General features: G+C 39.3%; 29 protein-coding genes. All 29 read right to left on the bottom strand.

Translation table 11 applies throughout. The annotated features are described in order from the left end of the window. Positions 1-13 precede the first annotated feature (13 nt). The gene (gene rpsK / locus JW962_04005) at positions 14-451 is read right to left on the bottom strand and encodes a 30S ribosomal protein S11 (protein ID MBN1374467.1); all 438 of its coding nucleotides are present in this window, start codon (positions 449-451) and stop codon (positions 14-16) included. A 15-nt stretch (positions 452-466) separates the two neighbouring features. Next, positions 467-850 (bottom strand): 30S ribosomal protein S13, encoded by a 384-nt coding sequence (gene rpsM / locus JW962_04000; protein MBN1374466.1) that lies wholly within the window; start codon positions 848-850, stop codon positions 467-469. 15 nt (positions 851-865) lie between these two features. Next, complete coding sequence (rpmJ, locus tag JW962_03995; GenBank protein MBN1374465.1) at positions 866-982, bottom strand: 50S ribosomal protein L36; 117 nt, start codon at positions 980-982, stop codon at positions 866-868. Continuing rightward, positions 983-1,207, bottom strand: coding sequence for a translation initiation factor IF-1 (infA, locus tag JW962_03990; GenBank protein ID MBN1374464.1), 225 nt, complete (start codon positions 1,205-1,207; stop codon positions 983-985). A 72-nt stretch (positions 1,208-1,279) separates the two neighbouring features. Further along, positions 1,280-2,002 carry a type I methionyl aminopeptidase gene (gene map / locus JW962_03985; GenBank protein ID MBN1374463.1) on the bottom strand — a complete coding sequence of 241 codons (723 nt, stop codon included), beginning with the start codon at positions 2,000-2,002 and terminating at the stop codon, positions 1,280-1,282. Next, positions 1,989-2,648 carry a nucleoside monophosphate kinase gene (locus JW962_03980; protein ID MBN1374462.1) on the bottom strand — a complete coding sequence of 220 codons (660 nt, stop codon included), beginning with the start codon at positions 2,646-2,648 and terminating at the stop codon, positions 1,989-1,991. The genes map and JW962_03980 overlap by 14 nt, the downstream gene beginning before the upstream one ends. Positions 2,649-2,659: 11 nt before the next feature. Further along, positions 2,660-3,982 (bottom strand): preprotein translocase subunit SecY, encoded by a 1,323-nt coding sequence (gene secY, locus JW962_03975; protein ID MBN1374461.1) that lies wholly within the window; start codon positions 3,980-3,982, stop codon positions 2,660-2,662. Further along, positions 3,972-4,433 carry a 50S ribosomal protein L15 gene (rplO, locus tag JW962_03970; GenBank protein MBN1374460.1) on the bottom strand — a complete coding sequence of 154 codons (462 nt, stop codon included), beginning with the start codon at positions 4,431-4,433 and terminating at the stop codon, positions 3,972-3,974. The genes secY and rplO overlap by 11 nt, the downstream gene beginning before the upstream one ends. Next, positions 4,434-5,099: a 30S ribosomal protein S5 gene (gene rpsE / locus JW962_03965; protein ID MBN1374459.1), complete on the bottom strand. Its 666-nt coding sequence runs from the start codon at positions 5,097-5,099 to the stop codon at positions 4,434-4,436. It lies immediately after the preceding gene. 3 nt (positions 5,100-5,102) lie between these two features. Continuing rightward, a complete protein-coding gene (rplR, locus tag JW962_03960; protein ID MBN1374458.1) occupies positions 5,103-5,444 on the bottom strand; it encodes a 50S ribosomal protein L18 in 342 nt (113 codons plus the stop codon). 16 nt (positions 5,445-5,460) lie between these two features. After that, entirely contained in the window at positions 5,461-6,003 is a 543-nt protein-coding gene (rplF, locus tag JW962_03955; protein MBN1374457.1) for a 50S ribosomal protein L6, read from the bottom strand. A 1-nt stretch (position 6,004) separates the two neighbouring features. Beyond that, complete coding sequence (gene rpsH, locus JW962_03950; GenBank protein ID MBN1374456.1) at positions 6,005-6,397, bottom strand: 30S ribosomal protein S8; 393 nt, start codon at positions 6,395-6,397, stop codon at positions 6,005-6,007. 19 nt (positions 6,398-6,416) lie between these two features. Then, on the bottom strand, positions 6,417-6,611 hold the full coding sequence (locus JW962_03945) for a type Z 30S ribosomal protein S14 (protein MBN1374455.1): 195 nt from the start codon (positions 6,609-6,611) through the stop codon (positions 6,417-6,419). 16 nt (positions 6,612-6,627) lie between these two features. Further along, the gene (rplE, locus tag JW962_03940) at positions 6,628-7,164 is read right to left on the bottom strand and encodes a 50S ribosomal protein L5 (protein ID MBN1374454.1); all 537 of its coding nucleotides are present in this window, start codon (positions 7,162-7,164) and stop codon (positions 6,628-6,630) included. Beyond that, complete coding sequence (gene rplX, locus JW962_03935; GenBank protein ID MBN1374453.1) at positions 7,164-7,505, bottom strand: 50S ribosomal protein L24; 342 nt, start codon at positions 7,503-7,505, stop codon at positions 7,164-7,166. Before rplX ends, rplE begins: the two co-directional genes overlap by 1 nt. Next, entirely contained in the window at positions 7,502-7,873 is a 372-nt protein-coding gene (gene rplN / locus JW962_03930; protein ID MBN1374452.1) for a 50S ribosomal protein L14, read from the bottom strand. Before rplN ends, rplX begins: the two co-directional genes overlap by 4 nt. Next, positions 7,870-8,109, bottom strand: a complete 240-nt coding sequence (rpsQ, locus tag JW962_03925; protein ID MBN1374451.1) for a 30S ribosomal protein S17 — start codon at positions 8,107-8,109, stop codon at positions 7,870-7,872. Before rpsQ ends, rplN begins: the two co-directional genes overlap by 4 nt. Continuing rightward, entirely contained in the window at positions 8,090-8,305 is a 216-nt protein-coding gene (locus tag JW962_03920; GenBank protein MBN1374450.1) for a hypothetical protein, read from the bottom strand. Before JW962_03920 ends, rpsQ begins: the two co-directional genes overlap by 20 nt. Continuing rightward, positions 8,305-8,709, bottom strand: coding sequence for a 50S ribosomal protein L16 (gene rplP / locus JW962_03915; GenBank protein MBN1374449.1), 405 nt, complete (start codon positions 8,707-8,709; stop codon positions 8,305-8,307). The genes JW962_03920 and rplP overlap by 1 nt, the downstream gene beginning before the upstream one ends. A gap of 41 nt (positions 8,710-8,750) precedes the next feature. Continuing rightward, entirely contained in the window at positions 8,751-9,368 is a 618-nt protein-coding gene (gene rpsC / locus JW962_03910) for a 30S ribosomal protein S3 (protein MBN1374448.1), read from the bottom strand. Further along, positions 9,369-9,728, bottom strand: a complete 360-nt coding sequence (locus JW962_03905; protein MBN1374447.1) for an uL22 family ribosomal protein — start codon at positions 9,726-9,728, stop codon at positions 9,369-9,371. Between the two features lie 17 nt (positions 9,729-9,745). Further along, positions 9,746-10,048: a 30S ribosomal protein S19 gene (rpsS, locus tag JW962_03900; protein ID MBN1374446.1), complete on the bottom strand. Its 303-nt coding sequence runs from the start codon at positions 10,046-10,048 to the stop codon at positions 9,746-9,748. 16 nt (positions 10,049-10,064) lie between these two features. Continuing rightward, entirely contained in the window at positions 10,065-10,901 is an 837-nt protein-coding gene (gene rplB, locus JW962_03895; protein ID MBN1374445.1) for a 50S ribosomal protein L2, read from the bottom strand. A 2-nt stretch (positions 10,902-10,903) separates the two neighbouring features. Continuing rightward, positions 10,904-11,179 (bottom strand): 50S ribosomal protein L23, encoded by a 276-nt coding sequence (gene rplW / locus JW962_03890; GenBank protein ID MBN1374444.1) that lies wholly within the window; start codon positions 11,177-11,179, stop codon positions 10,904-10,906. Beyond that, on the bottom strand, positions 11,172-11,840 hold the full coding sequence (gene rplD / locus JW962_03885) for a 50S ribosomal protein L4 (protein MBN1374443.1): 669 nt from the start codon (positions 11,838-11,840) through the stop codon (positions 11,172-11,174). The genes rplW and rplD overlap by 8 nt, the downstream gene beginning before the upstream one ends. After that, entirely contained in the window at positions 11,840-12,448 is a 609-nt protein-coding gene (gene rplC / locus JW962_03880; protein MBN1374442.1) for a 50S ribosomal protein L3, read from the bottom strand. The genes rplD and rplC overlap by 1 nt, the downstream gene beginning before the upstream one ends. Positions 12,449-12,450: 2 nt before the next feature. After that, positions 12,451-12,774, bottom strand: a complete 324-nt coding sequence (gene rpsJ, locus JW962_03875; GenBank protein MBN1374441.1) for a 30S ribosomal protein S10 — start codon at positions 12,772-12,774, stop codon at positions 12,451-12,453. 28 nt (positions 12,775-12,802) lie between these two features. Beyond that, a complete protein-coding gene (gene tuf / locus JW962_03870; protein MBN1374440.1) occupies positions 12,803-13,972 on the bottom strand; it encodes an elongation factor Tu in 1,170 nt (389 codons plus the stop codon). An 89-nt stretch (positions 13,973-14,061) separates the two neighbouring features. Beyond that, positions 14,062-16,161, bottom strand: coding sequence for an elongation factor G (gene fusA / locus JW962_03865; GenBank protein MBN1374439.1), 2,100 nt, complete (start codon positions 16,159-16,161; stop codon positions 14,062-14,064). Positions 16,162-16,216: the final 55 nt, after the last annotated feature.

Here is a 16,216-nt window from a genome sequence, read left to right as displayed (position 1 = left end):
TAACAAATTAAAACTAACTACCCCTTGGTCGTTTTCTTGGTTTACATCCACCATGCCTTATCGGGGTTACGTCACGTAAAGTATTTATCCTAAGTCCACCCGAAGCAAGTCCTTTAATTGCCGCGTTTCTTCCTGAACCGGGTCCCGAAACAAAAACATCTATTTCGACAAGACCAAATCGTTGAACACGGGTAGCAACATCTTCTGCGGCTTTTGTAGCAACAAAAGAACTACCTTTTCTGGCTCCACTGTACCCTAATATTGCCGGAGATCCCCAAGCCAAAGTTGCACCTTCTTCATCGGTAATGGTAATCATTGTATTGTTAAAAGTGGCCTTTATATATGCACGCCCCCTTAGAACCTTTCTTTTAACCTTGTTTTTCTTGGGTTTTACATCCTTTTTAACAACCTTTGAAACTTTGGTCTTTTTGTCTACAGCTTTATCTGCCATTAATATTTAAAACAATTAAGTCTTCGTAAGTACACGCTTAAGTCCACCAACCGGCATTGAATGTCCTTTACGGGTGTGACAATTTCTACGGGTTCGCTGACCTCTCACTGGAAGTCCAAGTTTGTGCCTTATTCCTCGATAAACTCGAACGTCTTTTAACTTTTTAATATTCTGATTAACTTCTTGTCTTAATTCACCTTCGACTTTTAGATTTTCTTCGATATAACTTCGAACTCTGTCAAGTTCGTCGTTTGTAAGGTCCTTAAGCTTAAGGTTAGAGTCAATATTTATAGCGACAATAATCTTTCTTGCCTGATTTAACCCGACACCGACTATTCCGGTCAATGCATATGCTACTCTCTTGTTGTCATTTAGTTCTACACCAAAAAGTCTTGCCATCTTACTTGATTAAATTTATCTTTGCCTCTGCTTATGTTTAGGACTTTTTCTGCAATACACATACACTCTACCTTTTCTTCTAACCACATAACAATGTATACATCTTTTTTTTACTGATGTTTTTACTTTCATTTAAGGGTGCCTATATATTATTCTTCCCTTTGTGGGATCATATGAGTTAATCTCGAGTTTTACCTTATCACCCACAACGATTTTTATGTAATTTAATTTCATTCTTCCTGCCAGGTGACAAACTAATTGACGCTTTTTACCACTGACCTCGATTTCAACAATAAATTTAATCTGTGGAAGTGCTTCTGTTACCACACCGTCTATTTCAAAGACCTTTGGTTCCATACAAGCCACTGATTAAATTTAACATATCATATCGGATATACCATTGACAATGCTGGCTATTTTATACTCTTTCTAGCGAATAGTCAACACTTCGGGGGCACTTGACCCGACCATGATAGTATTTTCGGTGGCTACACCAATAGAGCCATCATCCGTAAGTACTGTCCAATCGTCTTCTGCAATTACAATTTCACCTGAACCTTCGGAAATTATAACCTCTATTGCAATTGTATCACCCTTTTTTAATACTGCACCGGTTCCTTTATTCCCAAAATTGGGAATGTACGGAGCTTCGTGCAAATGCCTACCTATTGAATGACCAACAAGTTCCCGGATTATAGCATATCCATGAGATTCAACATAGTCCTGAATTACTTCCCCAATATCTCCGACCCTTACACCGTTTTTACATATCGCCGTTGCAAGTTTTAGTGCTGTCTTACTAACCTCGATTATATCATTGGTTTGGGTCTTACCAACAACTACGGTTCTTGCCATGTCAAGATTATAACCATTAAAGACAATTCCAAAATCAATAGTTACCACATCACCCGTCTTAAACCTGTAATTTGACGGAATTGCATGTACAACCTCGTCATTTACGCAAATACAAGTAGCGGCAGGATATCCCTCATAACCCAGAAATCCCGGAATAACGTTATATTTTTTACATAACGACTTGGCTTTATTCTCTATTTCAAGTTCACTAACTCCTTTAGATATCATCCCCATTAGAATTTCGTGAATTTCGGCAATTATTTTGCCGCCTTTTCTCATTGCTTCAGGCTTTTTCATTGTTTTTCGTTAAAATTTTTGAGATAGCTTTAAAAACCTTAGGTATTGACGGTGCACCATCCACTTCCTCTAAAACCCCATGTTCACGATAGTAACTTATTATTGGGTGAATATTTTTATTATAATCACTCATTCGATGTCTTATACTTTGGGGTTTATCATCTTCTCTTTTTATTAGTTTGCTTCCGTCTTTATCACAAATGCCTTTAACCTTGGGTGGTTTATGTACATCGTCATATGTTTCGCCACATGTCTTACAAAACCATCTACAACTCAGTCTTTTGATAGCTTCTTGATCAGATAACGTTACGTGAATTACCAAGTCCACTCTGCTTTTTGCATTGGCCAAAAGCTTGTCCAATATTTGCTGTTGACCGTCTATTCTTATGAAGCCTACAAGTAGGTGATTTTTTGAAAGATCTGTTCTGGAGATCCAATTCTTTACAACCTGTTCCCAATATCTTATTGGGACCCAGATTCCCTTTTTTATATACCCTTCAGCGATTTTACCTAACTTTGTACCCTTTTCAATTTCATGTCTAAAAAGATCTCCTGTTCCGCAAACGCTAAATCCATATTTCCTGGAGATAAGATCTGCCTGAGTATCCTTCCCCGAACCACTTGGACCAAGGATAATAATTATCATTACAAAAGACTTTAAATACCGGTAATAGAGTATGTTTCGGTTTTCATTGATCTGATCTTGTTAAAAAGATCAATCGCCACACCGATAACAATTAAAATACCTGTTCCGCTGAAAAACATTGGGATTATGAGATTCTCATTAAACAGCGAGGTAATCTCCTGGACAATAAACGGAAACATCGCAAGAAGCGACAGGAATATAGAACCAACAACAGAAAGTCGCAACATTACTTTAATTAGATAATTTGTTGTATCTTTCCCGGGTCGTACACCCGGAATGTAGGCTCCCTGTTTTTGAAGATTTTCAGCAACTTCTCGTGGGTTAAATACCACAAAAGTATATACCAATGAAAATACAATTATTAAAAGCGCAATAAGTCCCTGTCTATAGTATTCAAGTGAAGCATCTGTATAAAACAACTCAATTTTCGAAACAGCATTTGATAACCATGCTGTAGTTTGCACCCATGAAACATTTGACAAGACTTTTACCAAGAGTTGTGGCATAGAAACAAATGATGTTGCAAAAATGACAGGCATCACTCCGGCTTGATTTAGTTTTAGTGGCAAATGATTATCTTTTACCTTTTTACTGTTAAATGTCATTATTTTAGCGTGTTTCATTACAACTCTACGCTCTGCGGATGTAACAAAAACTACAAATCCAATCCAAAGCAAACTTCCTACTATTGTTAATATAAGTACTAATGTTCCAACACTACCGGATGCACTTATAAACCTACTCGGTATATCTGAAAGTATTCCTGCGGCAATTAGGTATGAGCTGCCGTTTAGAAATCCATCCTCAGTTACAAGTTCACTTAACCACATCAAAAGAAAAGAACCGCCAGTAAATGCAGCAATCAAACAAGCTAGCTCCAGAGGAAAAAGCGGCATGATTATCCCGTCACCTTTTAATGCAAGATAAATCGCGACAGATTGAAAAACCGCCAAAGGAAGAGTTAGAAGCCTTGTATACATACTAAGCTTCATCCGGCCGGAAACACCTTCCTTTTGGAGTTCCTGGAACTTGGGAAATATAGTTGTTAAAAGCTGAATTACTACGGAGGCATTTATATATGGACCCAACCCAATAGCAATTAAGGTTGTATTCATTAATGCCCCGGACGACGTTATGTTTAAAACTTCGGTAAGTGAATATTGAGATAATAACTCACCAAGTGAGTTTATTGGCACTCCGGGCACAGGAATTGCAAAAAGAATTCTAAAGAGTACCGAGACCAGTAATATAAATAGAGTCTTATTTAAAATGTCTGGACCATTACCGCTTCTAAATGAAAGAATCCATTTTTGTATTTTGCTCTTAGCCTTCATTGATAACTTCTCCACCCGCCTTTTCTATTTTCTCCTTTGCGGAAAGCGAGACGTTAAGATTAATAACTTTTACCTTTTTCTTAAGATCACCGTTTCCCAGAATTTTTACAAGCTCTGTTTTCCTGACAAGCCTCTTATTAATAAGCGCAGCCTTGTTAACAATGTCACCGGTCTTAAAATGCGTTTCAATCTGTGATACGTTAACAGTTTTTGTGGATCTTCTTACGCCGATATTTCTCCTGGTAATTCCTCTGTAATGAGGAAGTCGTTCATGTAATGATACCTGTCCTCCGGTAAACCCAAGTCTTACTTTTCTCTTCCCTCTTGATTTTTGTCCCTTTTGACCACGTCCTACCGTATGTCCACCTTTTCCTGATCCATAACCTCTACCAAGTCGCTTTTTTTTCTGAAGGGGATTTCCTTTAAATGAAACTTCGGCAAGTATACTCATCTATGATTTTTTAAGTTTAGTATTTTTTTCTGACTTTACTGTTCTAGAAGGTTTTACGTCTGTTTTTACGGGACTCACGACCTTCTCTACTGACTTAGTTTTGACCTGTTTGCTTTTGGGTAAATCTATCTTTTTATTTTCCTCAACTGTGTCAACACTTGTTTCTTCAACTTTAGGTGCCTTGGAGCGCTTCGATAATACTCTCTCTTTTTTTAGTTTTTTTAATGCTTCAACTACGCAATAAACATTATTAATTGCGTTTCCTCTACCCACCTGCTTTGTGACAATATCGGCAATTCCGGCAAGTTCTAATACAGGTCTAATCGAACTTCCTGCAATTACACCAGTACCGGGGGGAGCGGGTTTTAGAAGTATCTTTGCAGCCCCAAACTTATGAAGGACTTCGTGCGGAATTGTTGTTCCGATCCTACATACTTCAAACATTTTTCGTTCACCTTTATTTACTGCTTTCATTATTGCGGCCCTTGTATCACGACCTTTACCAAGTCCAACACCAACTTTACTCTTCTTGTCACCGACAACAACCAAAGCACTAAAACTTAATAGCTTATCACCTGCACGAACCTTTGCGACACGCCTTGTGTCAACAATATGTCTCTCAAACCTTGGCTTTTCTCTTCGTTGTTCCCTTCTTTTCACAAGCAAGAATTAAAAATTTATTTTTTTAGATCGTATACCGTCAGCAATATCTTTTAACCTACCGCCGTATTTGTATGCCCCTCTGTCGAAGATGGCTGATTTCAGCCTCTTTTTTACTAAGGCTTCACCCATTACTGCTCCCAATGCAAACCACTTACTGTTTTTTGAATCAGCCTTTTGATCAGTATCACGAACCCCAACTAAAGTTTTTCCTTTGTCATCATCTATTGCCTGAACATAACAGTGCTTTGCTGACCTAAATACGGAAATCCTGGGTCTTAAAGACGTACCATGAATTTTCTTCCTTACCCTTAGTTTTCTTCTTTGTCTTGATTCCGCTACACTGCTCATGTTTTTATGCTTATAATTATTCTGAAGAAATAACTCGAGGAGTCTTTCTCCTTACGTACTCGTTTTCATACCTAATACCCTTACCTTTATACGGTTCAGGCTTCCTGACTGCCCTTATTTTTGCTGCAGTCTCACCCACAAGTTGCTTATCTATTCCTGATATGGTTATTTTTACCGAGTCTTCTACAGAAAAGGTAATGCCTTCCGGAGCGATTATTTCAACTGGATGAGTATATCCAATACTTAACGATATATCTTTGCCGTTTAAACTTGCCCTATACCCAATACCCTGGATTAAAAGAACTTTCTGGTAACCGTTAACAACACCTTCTACCATGTTTTTAATTATGCTTCTGGTTGTGCCATGCATTGCTTTGCTTAATTCCTGATCATTTTTTCTGGCTACCTCAATACTTTTGTCATTTACAGAAACCGTTATCATGTCATGAACAGGGAAAGTAAGTTCGCCTTTAGGTCCTTTAACCGTAAGTATATTATTGTCCACCGACACATTAACGCCCTCCGGTATTGTAATCGGTTTTATACCTATTCTTGACATATTACCAAACTTCACATAAATATTCGCCGCCTACTTTTTTAATGTAAGCATCTTTATCGGACATTAATCCTATTGACGTAGAGTAGATTCCTACTCCAAGTCCTTGCTTTACTTTTCTTACCTGATTAGCCGATCTGTATATTCTTCTTCCGGGACTGGAAACTCTCTTTACTCCGGTGATTATAGGATCTTTGTCCTCGTATTTCAAGACAACATTGATAGACTTCTTTCCACTATTATCAATCTCCTCGAAATCAGTTATAAAACCCTGATCCTTAAGGATTTGCAAGACACCCACAACAAGTTTTCCGTAAACGACTTCAATAACGTCGAGTTTACTAAGTGATCCGTTATATATTCTTGTTATTGTATCTGCAACAATGTCTGTAACCATAACTTTATAAATATATAAATTACCAGCTTGACTTTTTTACACCCGGAATTTCTCCCTTGTGTGCAAGCTCTCTAAAGCAAATTCTGCAAAGCCCGAATTCTTTGAAAACACCTCTCGATCTTCCGCATTTGCGACAACGCTCGTAAACTCTTGTCTTAAATTTTGATTTTTTCTTGAGCCTTTTGTATTGAACCCAACCTGCTGTGGTAGCCATTTAAAGTAATTAAAATTTATTCAATAAAAGGAAACCCTAATCTTGTAAAAAACTCTAAGCCAGCCTCTGCTGAACTTGCATTTGCAACAAGACTCACCTGGAAAGATCTATTATTTTGAACCTTATTGGGATCGATTTCTATAAAAACCATATGATCAAGAACACCAATGTGTAAGTTTCCTGATTGATCAATCGATTTCTTAGCAATTCCTCTAAAGTCCCTAAATCTGGGAAGTACAATGTTTAAGAACTTTTCCGCAAAACTCCACATTCGCTCACCCCTTAACGTGACTTTTACTCCAACAACATCACCCCTTCTTATTCCAAAGTTTGATACGGCAACGTTTGCTTTAGTTTCAACCGGCTTCTGCCCAGTAATCTGAGTAAGTATACTTACTACATCTTCTACAACGGCTCTATCCTTAGTACCGTTTCCAACGCCCGCATTAACAACAATCTTTCTTAACCGCGGAGCGACCATTATATTAGCATATTTACCTTCCTTTGCCAATTCGGTCCTTACTTTATCGTGTATCTGCTTAAAGCTATCCATTATTTTTTATCTGAATTAACTGACTTTTGGGTTTTTACTTCTAGGGGTTTTCCACACTTTTTACATACCCTTGTGGCTTTTCCGTCTGTTTTCTTGAATCCAATCCTTGTTGTCTTTTCACAGCTTGGACATAAAACAGCAAGCTTACTAGCCTGAATTGGCTTTGAAATGTCGACTATTCCACCGTCTCCCTTATTATCCTTTTTGACGTGCTTCTTAAAAATATTTAAACCACCAACCAACACTAAATTCTTGTTAGGATTTACTGCCTGTACAACTCCGGTTCTTCCTGCATCTTTTCCTAAAAGAACCTTAACTGTATCGTTTACTCTTATTTTCACGGTACCTCTGGTGCCAATGAACTTATTTTATCGAATCCTTTGTTTTTTACTTCTCTTGCGACAGGACCAAAAACCCTTGTTCCTTTGGGTTGTTTTGTTGTGCCATCAAGTATTACTGCAGCGTTATCATCAAATCTAATACGACTACCGTCGGACCTTCTGGTTTCTTTTGTTGTCCTTACGATTACTGCCCTATGTTTTCCGTGTGCCTCAACCGTTCCCCCGGGATTTGACTTTTTTATTGAAACCATAACAATGTCCCCCAGCGAAGAATATCTTCTTGCGGAACCTCCATAGTTACCAATAACCTCCGCGATTTTGGCTCCGGTGTTGTCTGCAACTGTTAGTCTACTTCCCTTTTGAATCATTTTTTTGTTTTCTTAATATAAGCCCATTTTTTGTTTTTTGAGATTGGTCTTACCAATTTAGCCTCTATGATATCACCCACCGAAAGTTTTGCTCCAGGCGCATGAATCATGTATTTTTTACTTTTAAATACACGCTTTGAATAAATCGGGTGAGAAATGGCCCGCTTTACGGAAATCACAACGGTATCAGTCATTCCGGTACTTACTACTTCACCCTTAATTTTCTGAATGGCCATTTGGACTCTTTATTAATTTACTTTTCTCGTTTGTTAGAAATCTTGCGACTTCTTTCTTAGCTTTCTTTAACTTTGACGTGTCGGTTTCTTTGCCGGTAACTATATCCCAATGAATCTTTAATACATTTGCTTTTAACCCTGAAAGCTTGTCAACCGTTTTGCTCGGTTTTAAAACTTTCTTTTTTTCAGTAGCCATTATACCTTTTCAACAAACTTAACTTTAATCGGTAGTTTATGCCTAGCCAAATCGAATGCACCTTTAGTTGTTTTTTCATCGACACCACCTATTTCAAACAGAATTCTTCCCTTACGAACAGGTGCAGTCCAGGTATCAATTGGACTTTTACCGCCACCCATTCTGCTTGGTGGCTTAGCCGTAATTGCCAAGTCAGGGAAAATTCTTACCCAGATTCTTCCTTTTCTTTTGGTAAATCGGCTAATGGCCATACGTACAGATTCTATCTGATTTGACGTAATGTAGCCGTTTTCCATGGCCTTTAACCCAAAGTCACCAAAAACCACAGTGGTTGACTTAACATCAATACCTCTGGGTCGCTTCGTAAATTGTTTTGCGTATTTATATCTTTTAGGTTGTAACATAGCTTGGTATTTTAACACACATAATTAAGACTATCAACGAACTATCGATTTATCCATACTTTCACACTAGTGGTACCCGCACCAGGATACTGGGTTGTAACTAAAGCATAATCAAGATTTACCCGAAGTGTCTGTAAAGGAACTGATCCTTCGGTAAATTTTAATCGCCTTGCATCTTTATGTCCACGAATTCTTCCGGACACCCAGACCATTATTCCTTTTGCACCAGCCTGCATCGCCTTCTTCATGAAAAGTTTTGCCAACAGTTTTGGTGCTTGTCTTTTATTTATACCATTTGCAATCTCCTGACCAACGATTCTTGCGGACAGATCTGCGTTTCCATATTCCTTTATGCGAAGATCAACTGCTTTACCAACCATATCGGAAATGCTTTTCTTAAGCTCTTCGATTCCGGCGCCCTGTCTACCAATTGCTACACCCGGCTTAGCAACGGAAGCTTCTACAATTAATTTCCCGGCAGGTCGTTCAATTATTATTGAATCAAGTCCTGCATGAGATAGCTTTCCTCGAACAAAATCTCGAATTTTTATGTCTTCCATGAGATAATCGGCGAACTCACCCCTCTTGGCAAACCAATGAGATGTCCAGGTCTTGTTTATTCCGATTCTTAAGGCCACCGAGTTCATCTTTGTCCCCATTTATCCCTTTTTGTTTAACTTAACATATATATGACAATACTTTCTGTACTTTCTGCTTGCCCGCCCTCTTGCTCCGAATATGACCTTTCGTATTCTTCTGCCCTCAGCCACAGAAAGTTGATTTATTACTGTGTTTGACTCATCAGCAGTCTTATCCTTTTCGGCAAGGCTGGCAAATGCAGTCATTAAACATTTGTCAAAATCAACAGCCACCTTTTTGTTTAAGAGGTGAAGTGTTGCTCTTGCTTCCTGCAAACCCATTCCTCTAATTAGGTCCGCCACAAGTTTTGCCTTCTGTAAAGAAGAATAAACGTTCTTCCTTGTGCATGTACCCGGACCTTTAAATATACTACCCTTCACAATAATTATTTAATAAATTACTCAAATCGACCGGTACTACCATATGTCTTTGCGATTTTACCTTTCTTACTGTGTCCCTTAAAGTTCGTTGTTAAAACAAACTCACCAAACCTAAAACCAACCATAAATTCATTTACCAAAACCGGTATAAAATCTTTTCCATTATGAATCTCAAAGTTCATTCCAACCATGTCAGGTGTTATTACACAAGCCTTATCCCAAACCTTTATAGGGCCACGCTTTCCCTCTTCCTTAAGTTTTAAAACCTTCTTCAGGATTTTGGGATTAATATACGGACCTTTCTTTAGTGATCTGGACATAACCCATACTTATAAATTATTTTTTATCTCGTTTTACAGGTCTTCTCTTAATAATGAACTTCTGCGTACGCTTATTTTTTCGGGTCTTGACACCAACTTTGTGCCCCCAAATATCTTTTGCAACTCGGAATCCGTTACGACCTTCACCTCCACCGTGTGGATGTTCAACTGCATGCATCGCAACTCCTCGTACCTCGGGCCTACGTCCTAAGTGTCTACTTGTTCCTGCCTTACCTAAAACAACATTTAGCTTGTCGGGATTACTTACTATCCCGATTGTTGCCAAGCAATTTTCATTTAAAAGTCGTACTTCCCCCGATGACAGCTTTACAATAACATAACCCTTTCCGTTGTTACCACGAACTGTTAATCCGGAACCGGCCGCCTTGGCAAGCTTTCCGCCTGCGCCCGGCATAACCTCAACATTATGAACCATTGTCCCTGACGGAATTTGTTTTAAGGCGCATGTGTTACCAATCCTAATTTCAACATCTTCCCCGGAGATAACGTTATCTCCAACCTTTAATGCATCCGGAGCAAGAATGTAACTTCTCTCTCCGTCGGCATACAGAATCCGTGCAATATTTGATCCCCTATTAGGATCGTACTCTATTGTCTCAACTTTAGCCGAGATTCCAAATTTTTTCCTTTTAAAATCAACGATCCTGTAGTTCCGTTTTGCACCACCGCCTCTGTGTCTAACAGTGATTCTACCCTGACTGTTTCTACCCGCACGGTTTTTCTTACCAACCGTTAAACGTTTTAGCGGCTTCTCCTTTGACAAATCCTTCGTATGAACAGCCACTTTGTGCCTTCTACCCGGACTTGTTGGTTTGTATTTTTTTAGTGCCATGATTATTTATTCTTAAAAAATTCTATTTCACTGCCGGGCTTAACAAACACAAAAAACTTCTTGTATTTTTTACCGGAAACCGTTTTCCTTACTTTCGCGTTAAACCTACGCTTGGTTCTTCCTGATATTGACCTAACTTTATCGACCTCTACCCCAAACATTTTCTCAATCTTTGTTTTTACTGTGTTTTTTGTCTCTTCGGGAGAAGTAATAAACGTGTAACACTTAAGTTCGTCGGACTGTTTAAAACTTTTTTCCGAGACAACCGGCTTAATCATTCTTTTTACCTGTATCTAAGTTATCGTTTAGCTGCTTTGCCGCTGAATCTGTCATTATTACCTGACCCGCATTTAATATTTGAAGCCAGTCAACGTTTTTTGCACCCATTGCACTTACGGTATTTAAATTCCTTAGTCCTAGAAGAATTGAATTGTATGTATCATTTGACACAATTACAAGTCCGTTAGGATTAAAGAACTTATTAAATTTACTCAAAACCAATTTAGTAAGACCCTTTGTTTCCTTTGAAATAGCTTTATCAAGCTTCTCGAATGAATCTGCAGAAACAAATGTAACCAGATTTTCCTTTACCAGCTTACTTAATACAACTCTGTAAAACAACTGACGCTCCTTTTGGTTCATTGACTTTAGACGTTTTCCCGGAACAGGACCATGCGCAACTCCACCACCAACCCAGATTGGTGATCTTATCGAGCCGTGACGTGCGCGACCCGTATGCTTTTGGGCCCAAGGTTTCCTTCCTCCACCTCTAACTTCGGAACGATCCTTTACACTTGCACTATAAGCCCTACGATTTGAAAGAACAATTTGTACATATTTTTCAATCACTGCAGGATCAAAGTCAACATTCCAAACAGAAGGAGACAAAGAAATCTTTGATACTTCTTTGTTTGTTAAGTCGAAAACTTTAATATCCATTAATTATTGATTTCCATATAAATACAGCTTCCCCGTGAACCCGGGAGTCCACCCTTTAAAAGTATCAAGTTATTCTGAACTTCAACAACCTTGACCTTGCTAAGTTTAATAGAATCACCACCCATGCGACCGGCCATTTTTTTACCGGCGAATACCCTACCGGTACCCTGTGCACCGATTGAACCCGGGTGACGTTTCATTGTCCCTTGACCTCTTGTTTCCGGACCTTCTTTAAAACCCCAACGTTTTATTACGCTAGCAAAGCCCTTTCCCTTGCTCTTTCCGCAAACGGATACGGTCTTAATATCTTTAAATTGTTCACCAAGGTTTAACAACTGTCCAACCTCTAATAAATCTCCAACGTTTTTTGACACCCAAAACTGCTTTACCTGTTTGGGAACCTTGCCTACGTTTTTAAACTGACCACTTATTCTTTTTCCGGCCTTTTTATTTTCACCAATTCCTACGGAAACGAGCCACTTGTCTTTGTTTGTGTCAAACCGCTTTGATACCACATAATTATCCGGCACCTCTACTATTGTTACCGGAACAGACATATCATCTTTGTAAACATGAGTCATGTCCCGTTTCAAACCAATAAACATCATCTTTATTCTAAAAGTGACTTAACTTCTACGTCGACACCGGCAGGTAATTCCAAATGCTGCAATGAGTCAACGGTTTGGACAGTCGGTTCTAAAATGTCGATTAACCTTACGTGAGAATTCTTCTCGAAGTGCTCCATCGACCTTTTTTCAATGTGAGGTGAGCGGGTTACACAATAAATCCGCCTTCGTCTAGGAAGAAGTACTGGTCCTAAAACTTTAGAACCAGTACTGTATGCTGCCTCTAGTACCATTTTGGAGCTACTCTCCACTACCTTGGCATCATAACCTTTAATTTTTACTCTAAGCTTTTTAATCTTTACAGCCATTTGAGTAATGCTCCAAATTTAAAAGAACTTATTTTACTATCTCGGTAACAACACCCGAACCTACTGTTCGTCCACCTTCACGAATTGCAAATCTCATTCCTTTCTCGATTGCAACGGGAACAATAAGTTTCACCAAAAATTCAACGTTATCACCAGGCATTACCATTTCTACACCCTCCGGAAGTGAAACCTCTCCGGTTACATCAGCTGTTCCAATATAGAACTGTGGCTTGTATCCGGTAATAAATGGCTTATGTCTTCCGCCTTCTTCCTTGGAAAGGATATAAACCTGACCTTTGAATTCAGTGTGTAGATTTACTGTTCCCGGTTTTGCAAGAACTTGTCCTCTTTGAACCTCTTCCTTCTTAAGACCTCGAAGCAAAATTCCTGCGTTATCACCTGCCATACCCTGGTCAAGTGACTTGTGGAACATTTCGACACCAGTAACAACAGTCTTTTTGACATCCTTAGTAAGTCCCAAAAGCTCGACCTCATCGTTAACCTTTACAACACCTCTTTCGATACGTCCTGTTGCAACAGTTCCACGACCCTCGATCGAAAACACGTCTTCAATAAGCATTAGGAAGTCTTTATCAATGGCACGCTCCGGAACGGGGATGTATTCATCGATTGCAGTTAGAAGCTCTTTGATTGATGTTTCTGCCTCTGCATCACCTTCCAAAGCCTTGAGTGCACTACCTACAACAAACGGACAATTTTCGTCGAATTCGTATTGTTTGAGAAGTTCCTTGGTTTCATCTTTAATAAGTTCAATCATTTCTTCATCCTTCTCACCAAAAACGTTTATAAATACTAAAATCTTTGGAACGCCAACCTGTCTTGCCAAAAGTACATGCTCTCTTGTCTGAGGCATTGGTCCATCGACAGAACTAATAACAAGGATTGCACCATCCATCTGAGCAGCCCCTGTAATCATGTTCTTAATATAGTCCTTATGGCCAGGACAATCTACGTGAGCATAGTGTCGCTTTTCTGTTTCATATTCTATGTGAGCAGCAGCAATTGTAATGCTCTTGGCACGCGACGTTGGGTCTTTGTCGAGCTTGTCTCGCTCGGCTTCCCAGTCGGACGGGCGCGTAACCTTTAAGATAGCCGCAGCCAACGTAGTCTTACCGTGGTCAATATGACCTATGGTTCCTACGTTTACGTGCGATTTACTTCTATCGTATGTAGCCATGTTTTATTAATTAAATTTAATTATTTGTGGTATTGAAAAACTCTCTCGTTGAAACGAGCACGTGAGTTTAGCATACCGATTTCAAAAAATCAAGAAACGTTTGTTGTTCCCTTTATTTTCTCCTCTACCGACATAGGCACTCTGTCATAATGGGAAAAGAAGATTGTCGGCGATCCTCTCCCGGATGTAATAGCTCTAACTTCCTTAGCCAATCCAAACAATTCGGCAAGCGGGGCTCTGCCTTTAATAACACTTAGGTTATTCTTCATTTCGGTACCTTCAATACTTCCTCGTTTACTACTAACAAATCCGTTAATATCACCAACGTATTTTTCAGGTACGATTATTTCAATATTCATGTACGGTTCCAAAAGACAAGGTTTAGCCGATTTCATTGCATCAGTAAAGGCCATTTTTCCGGCAATCTGGAATGCAATATCGGATGAGTCAACCTCGTGGAACGAGCCATCCTTTAAGGTTACTTTGATATCAACTACAGGGTAACCGGCCACAACACCACTTTGCATTGCCTCTACGACACCCTTCTGAATAGACGGAATATATTCTTTAGGAATTGCACCACCCTTAATTCCATTGACAAACTCGAATCCTTTTCCAGGTTCCTGGGGCTCGACCACAAGCACACAGTGTCCATACTGACCTTTACCACCGGATTGCTTAATGAACTTACCTTCACGTTCGGCAGCTTCCCTAACGGTTTCTTTATATGCAACCTGTGGAGAACCGGTATTTGTTTCTACTCCGAATTCACGCACCATTCTGTCAATAATAATTTCTAAGTGAAGTTCACCCATTCCGGATATTATTGTTTCACCAGTCTCTTGATTAGTGGAAACTTTAAGCGTTGGATCTTCTTTAATAAGGTTTCCAAGTGCCATACCCATTTTCTCACGATCGGCCTTTGTCTTTGGCTCGATTGCCATTGAGACAACGGGATCCGGAAACACAATGTTTTCCAAAAGAATTTTACGTTTTTCGTCGCATAAAGTGTCACCCGTTGTGCTGTCTTTAAGTCCAACAACTGCCGCAATATCACCCGTACGAACAAATTCAATCTCTTCTCGATGATTAGCGTGCATTAATAAAAGACGACCGACACGCTCTTTTGTTCCCTTGGTGGAGTTTACAACATACGTTCCTTTGTTTAAAACCCCGCTGTACACTCTAAAGAATGCTAGATTACCAACGTGCGGATCGTTCATAATTTTAAAGACAAGCCCTGTAAAAGGTTCCTCATCGGTTGGGTTAACCTTTATCTTTTCGCCGGTTTGGGGAAGTTCACCTTCGGCAGGAGGAATATCAAGCGGAGAAGGAAGATATTCAACAACTGTATCGAGAATTTTTCTTGCTACGGGACTTCTTGAATCTCCTCCGGACACGGGAAACACTTTTCCTGCAACAACACCCTTACGAAGCGCTTGCTTTAGCTCATCAACGGTTGGCATCTCTCCGTTGAGATATTTCTCCATGAGAGCATCATCAAATTCAACTATTTTTTCGACAAGTTCCGATCTATGTTCCGTAACCAGGTCTTTCATATTTTCGGGAATTTCTTCCTCGACAAGTTCTTGATCTTCAAATGTTTTATAGGTATAAGCCTTTTGCGAAAGAAGGTCGACAACACCCTTAAGTTCATATTCTTTACCAATCGGAAGATGAACTGCAACTGCACTAGAACTTAGCCTTTCCTTTATACTGGCCAGGCTCATATAGAAATCACCCCCGATAAGATTTAGCTTATTAATAAAGCAAAATCTTGGAACATGATACTTGTCAGCTTGACGCCAAACAGTCTCACTCTGAGGTTCAACTCCCATTTTTCCGTCGAATATAACAACGGCGCCATCAAGTACTCGAAGTGATCGCTCAACTTCGGCAGTAAAATCAACGTGACCCGGGGTATCAATGATGTTGATTCTGTACTTAACGTTATTTAAATCCCAAAAGCACGTAATTGCAGCGGAAGTAATTGTTATTCCTCTTTCGCGCTCCTGAACCATCCAGTCGGTTGTTGTATTACCGTCGTTGATGTCACCCTTTTTATGAGTTGTTCCGGTATAAAAAAGTAAACTTTCCGTTGTGGTTGTTTTGCCTGCATCGATATGGGCAATAATGCCAATATTCCGTAAAAGTTTAAGGTCAACTTTAATATTTTCACCCTTTGCCATTATTAGATACTATATAAATTTATCCGAACACAGCGCGTAGTATAACAAAACAAGA

The organism is Candidatus Dojkabacteria bacterium (assembly GCA_016927995.1).
Taxonomy (GTDB): domain Bacteria; phylum Patescibacteriota; class Dojkabacteria; order JAFGLO01; family JAFGLO01; genus JAFGLO01.
The sequence above is the reverse complement of the archived record's forward strand: the minus strand, read 5'-3'. Positions and strand labels throughout refer to the sequence as shown.

Bases quoted from the DNA above. Each gene is read 5' to 3' on its own strand.
- rpsK (MBN1374467.1), bottom strand. From the start codon at position 451: ATGGCAGATAAAGCTGTAGACAAAAAGACCAAAGTTTCAAAGGTTGTT.
- rpsM (MBN1374466.1), bottom strand. From the start codon at position 850: ATGGCAAGACTTTTTGGTGTAGAACTAAATGACAACAAGAGAGTAGCA.
- rpmJ (MBN1374465.1), bottom strand. From the start codon at position 982: ATGAAAGTAAAAACATCAGTAAAAAAAAGATGTATACATTGTTATGTG.
- infA (MBN1374464.1), bottom strand. From the start codon at position 1,207: ATGGAACCAAAGGTCTTTGAAATAGACGGTGTGGTAACAGAAGCACTT.
- map (MBN1374463.1), bottom strand. From the start codon at position 2,002: ATGAAAAAGCCTGAAGCAATGAGAAAAGGCGGCAAAATAATTGCCGAA.
- JW962_03980 (MBN1374462.1), bottom strand. From the start codon at position 2,648: ATGATAATTATTATCCTTGGTCCAAGTGGTTCGGGGAAGGATACTCAG.
- secY (MBN1374461.1), bottom strand. From the start codon at position 3,982: ATGAAGGCTAAGAGCAAAATACAAAAATGGATTCTTTCATTTAGAAGC.
- rplO (MBN1374460.1), bottom strand. From the start codon at position 4,433: ATGAGTATACTTGCCGAAGTTTCATTTAAAGGAAATCCCCTTCAGAAA.
- rplR (MBN1374458.1), bottom strand. From the start codon at position 5,444: ATGAGCAGTGTAGCGGAATCAAGACAAAGAAGAAAACTAAGGGTAAGG.
- rplF (MBN1374457.1), bottom strand. From the start codon at position 6,003: ATGTCAAGAATAGGTATAAAACCGATTACAATACCGGAGGGCGTTAAT.
- rpsH (MBN1374456.1), bottom strand. From the start codon at position 6,397: ATGGTTACAGACATTGTTGCAGATACAATAACAAGAATATATAACGGA.
- JW962_03945 (MBN1374455.1), bottom strand. From the start codon at position 6,611: ATGGCTACCACAGCAGGTTGGGTTCAATACAAAAGGCTCAAGAAAAAA.
- rplE (MBN1374454.1), bottom strand. From the start codon at position 7,164: ATGGATAGCTTTAAGCAGATACACGATAAAGTAAGGACCGAATTGGCA.
- rplN (MBN1374452.1), bottom strand. From the start codon at position 7,873: ATGATTCAAAAGGGAAGTAGACTAACAGTTGCAGACAACACCGGAGCC.
- rpsQ (MBN1374451.1), bottom strand. From the start codon at position 8,109: ATGGCCATTCAGAAAATTAAGGGTGAAGTAGTAAGTACCGGAATGACT.
- JW962_03920 (MBN1374450.1), bottom strand. From the start codon at position 8,305: ATGGCTACTGAAAAAAAGAAAGTTTTAAAACCGAGCAAAACGGTTGAC.
- rplP (MBN1374449.1), bottom strand. From the start codon at position 8,709: ATGTTACAACCTAAAAGATATAAATACGCAAAACAATTTACGAAGCGA.
- rpsC (MBN1374448.1), bottom strand. From the start codon at position 9,368: ATGGGGACAAAGATGAACTCGGTGGCCTTAAGAATCGGAATAAACAAG.
- rpsS (MBN1374446.1), bottom strand. From the start codon at position 10,048: ATGTCCAGATCACTAAAGAAAGGTCCGTATATTAATCCCAAAATCCTG.
- rplB (MBN1374445.1), bottom strand. From the start codon at position 10,901: ATGGCACTAAAAAAATACAAACCAACAAGTCCGGGTAGAAGGCACAAA.
- rplW (MBN1374444.1), bottom strand. From the start codon at position 11,179: ATGATTAAGCCGGTTGTCTCGGAAAAAAGTTTTAAACAGTCCGACGAA.
- rplD (MBN1374443.1), bottom strand. From the start codon at position 11,840: ATGGATATTAAAGTTTTCGACTTAACAAACAAAGAAGTATCAAAGATT.
- rplC (MBN1374442.1), bottom strand. From the start codon at position 12,448: ATGATGTTTATTGGTTTGAAACGGGACATGACTCATGTTTACAAAGAT.
- rpsJ (MBN1374441.1), bottom strand. From the start codon at position 12,774: ATGGCTGTAAAGATTAAAAAGCTTAGAGTAAAAATTAAAGGTTATGAT.
- tuf (MBN1374440.1), bottom strand. From the start codon at position 13,972: ATGGCTACATACGATAGAAGTAAATCGCACGTAAACGTAGGAACCATA.
- fusA (MBN1374439.1), bottom strand. From the start codon at position 16,161: ATGGCAAAGGGTGAAAATATTAAAGTTGACCTTAAACTTTTACGGAAT.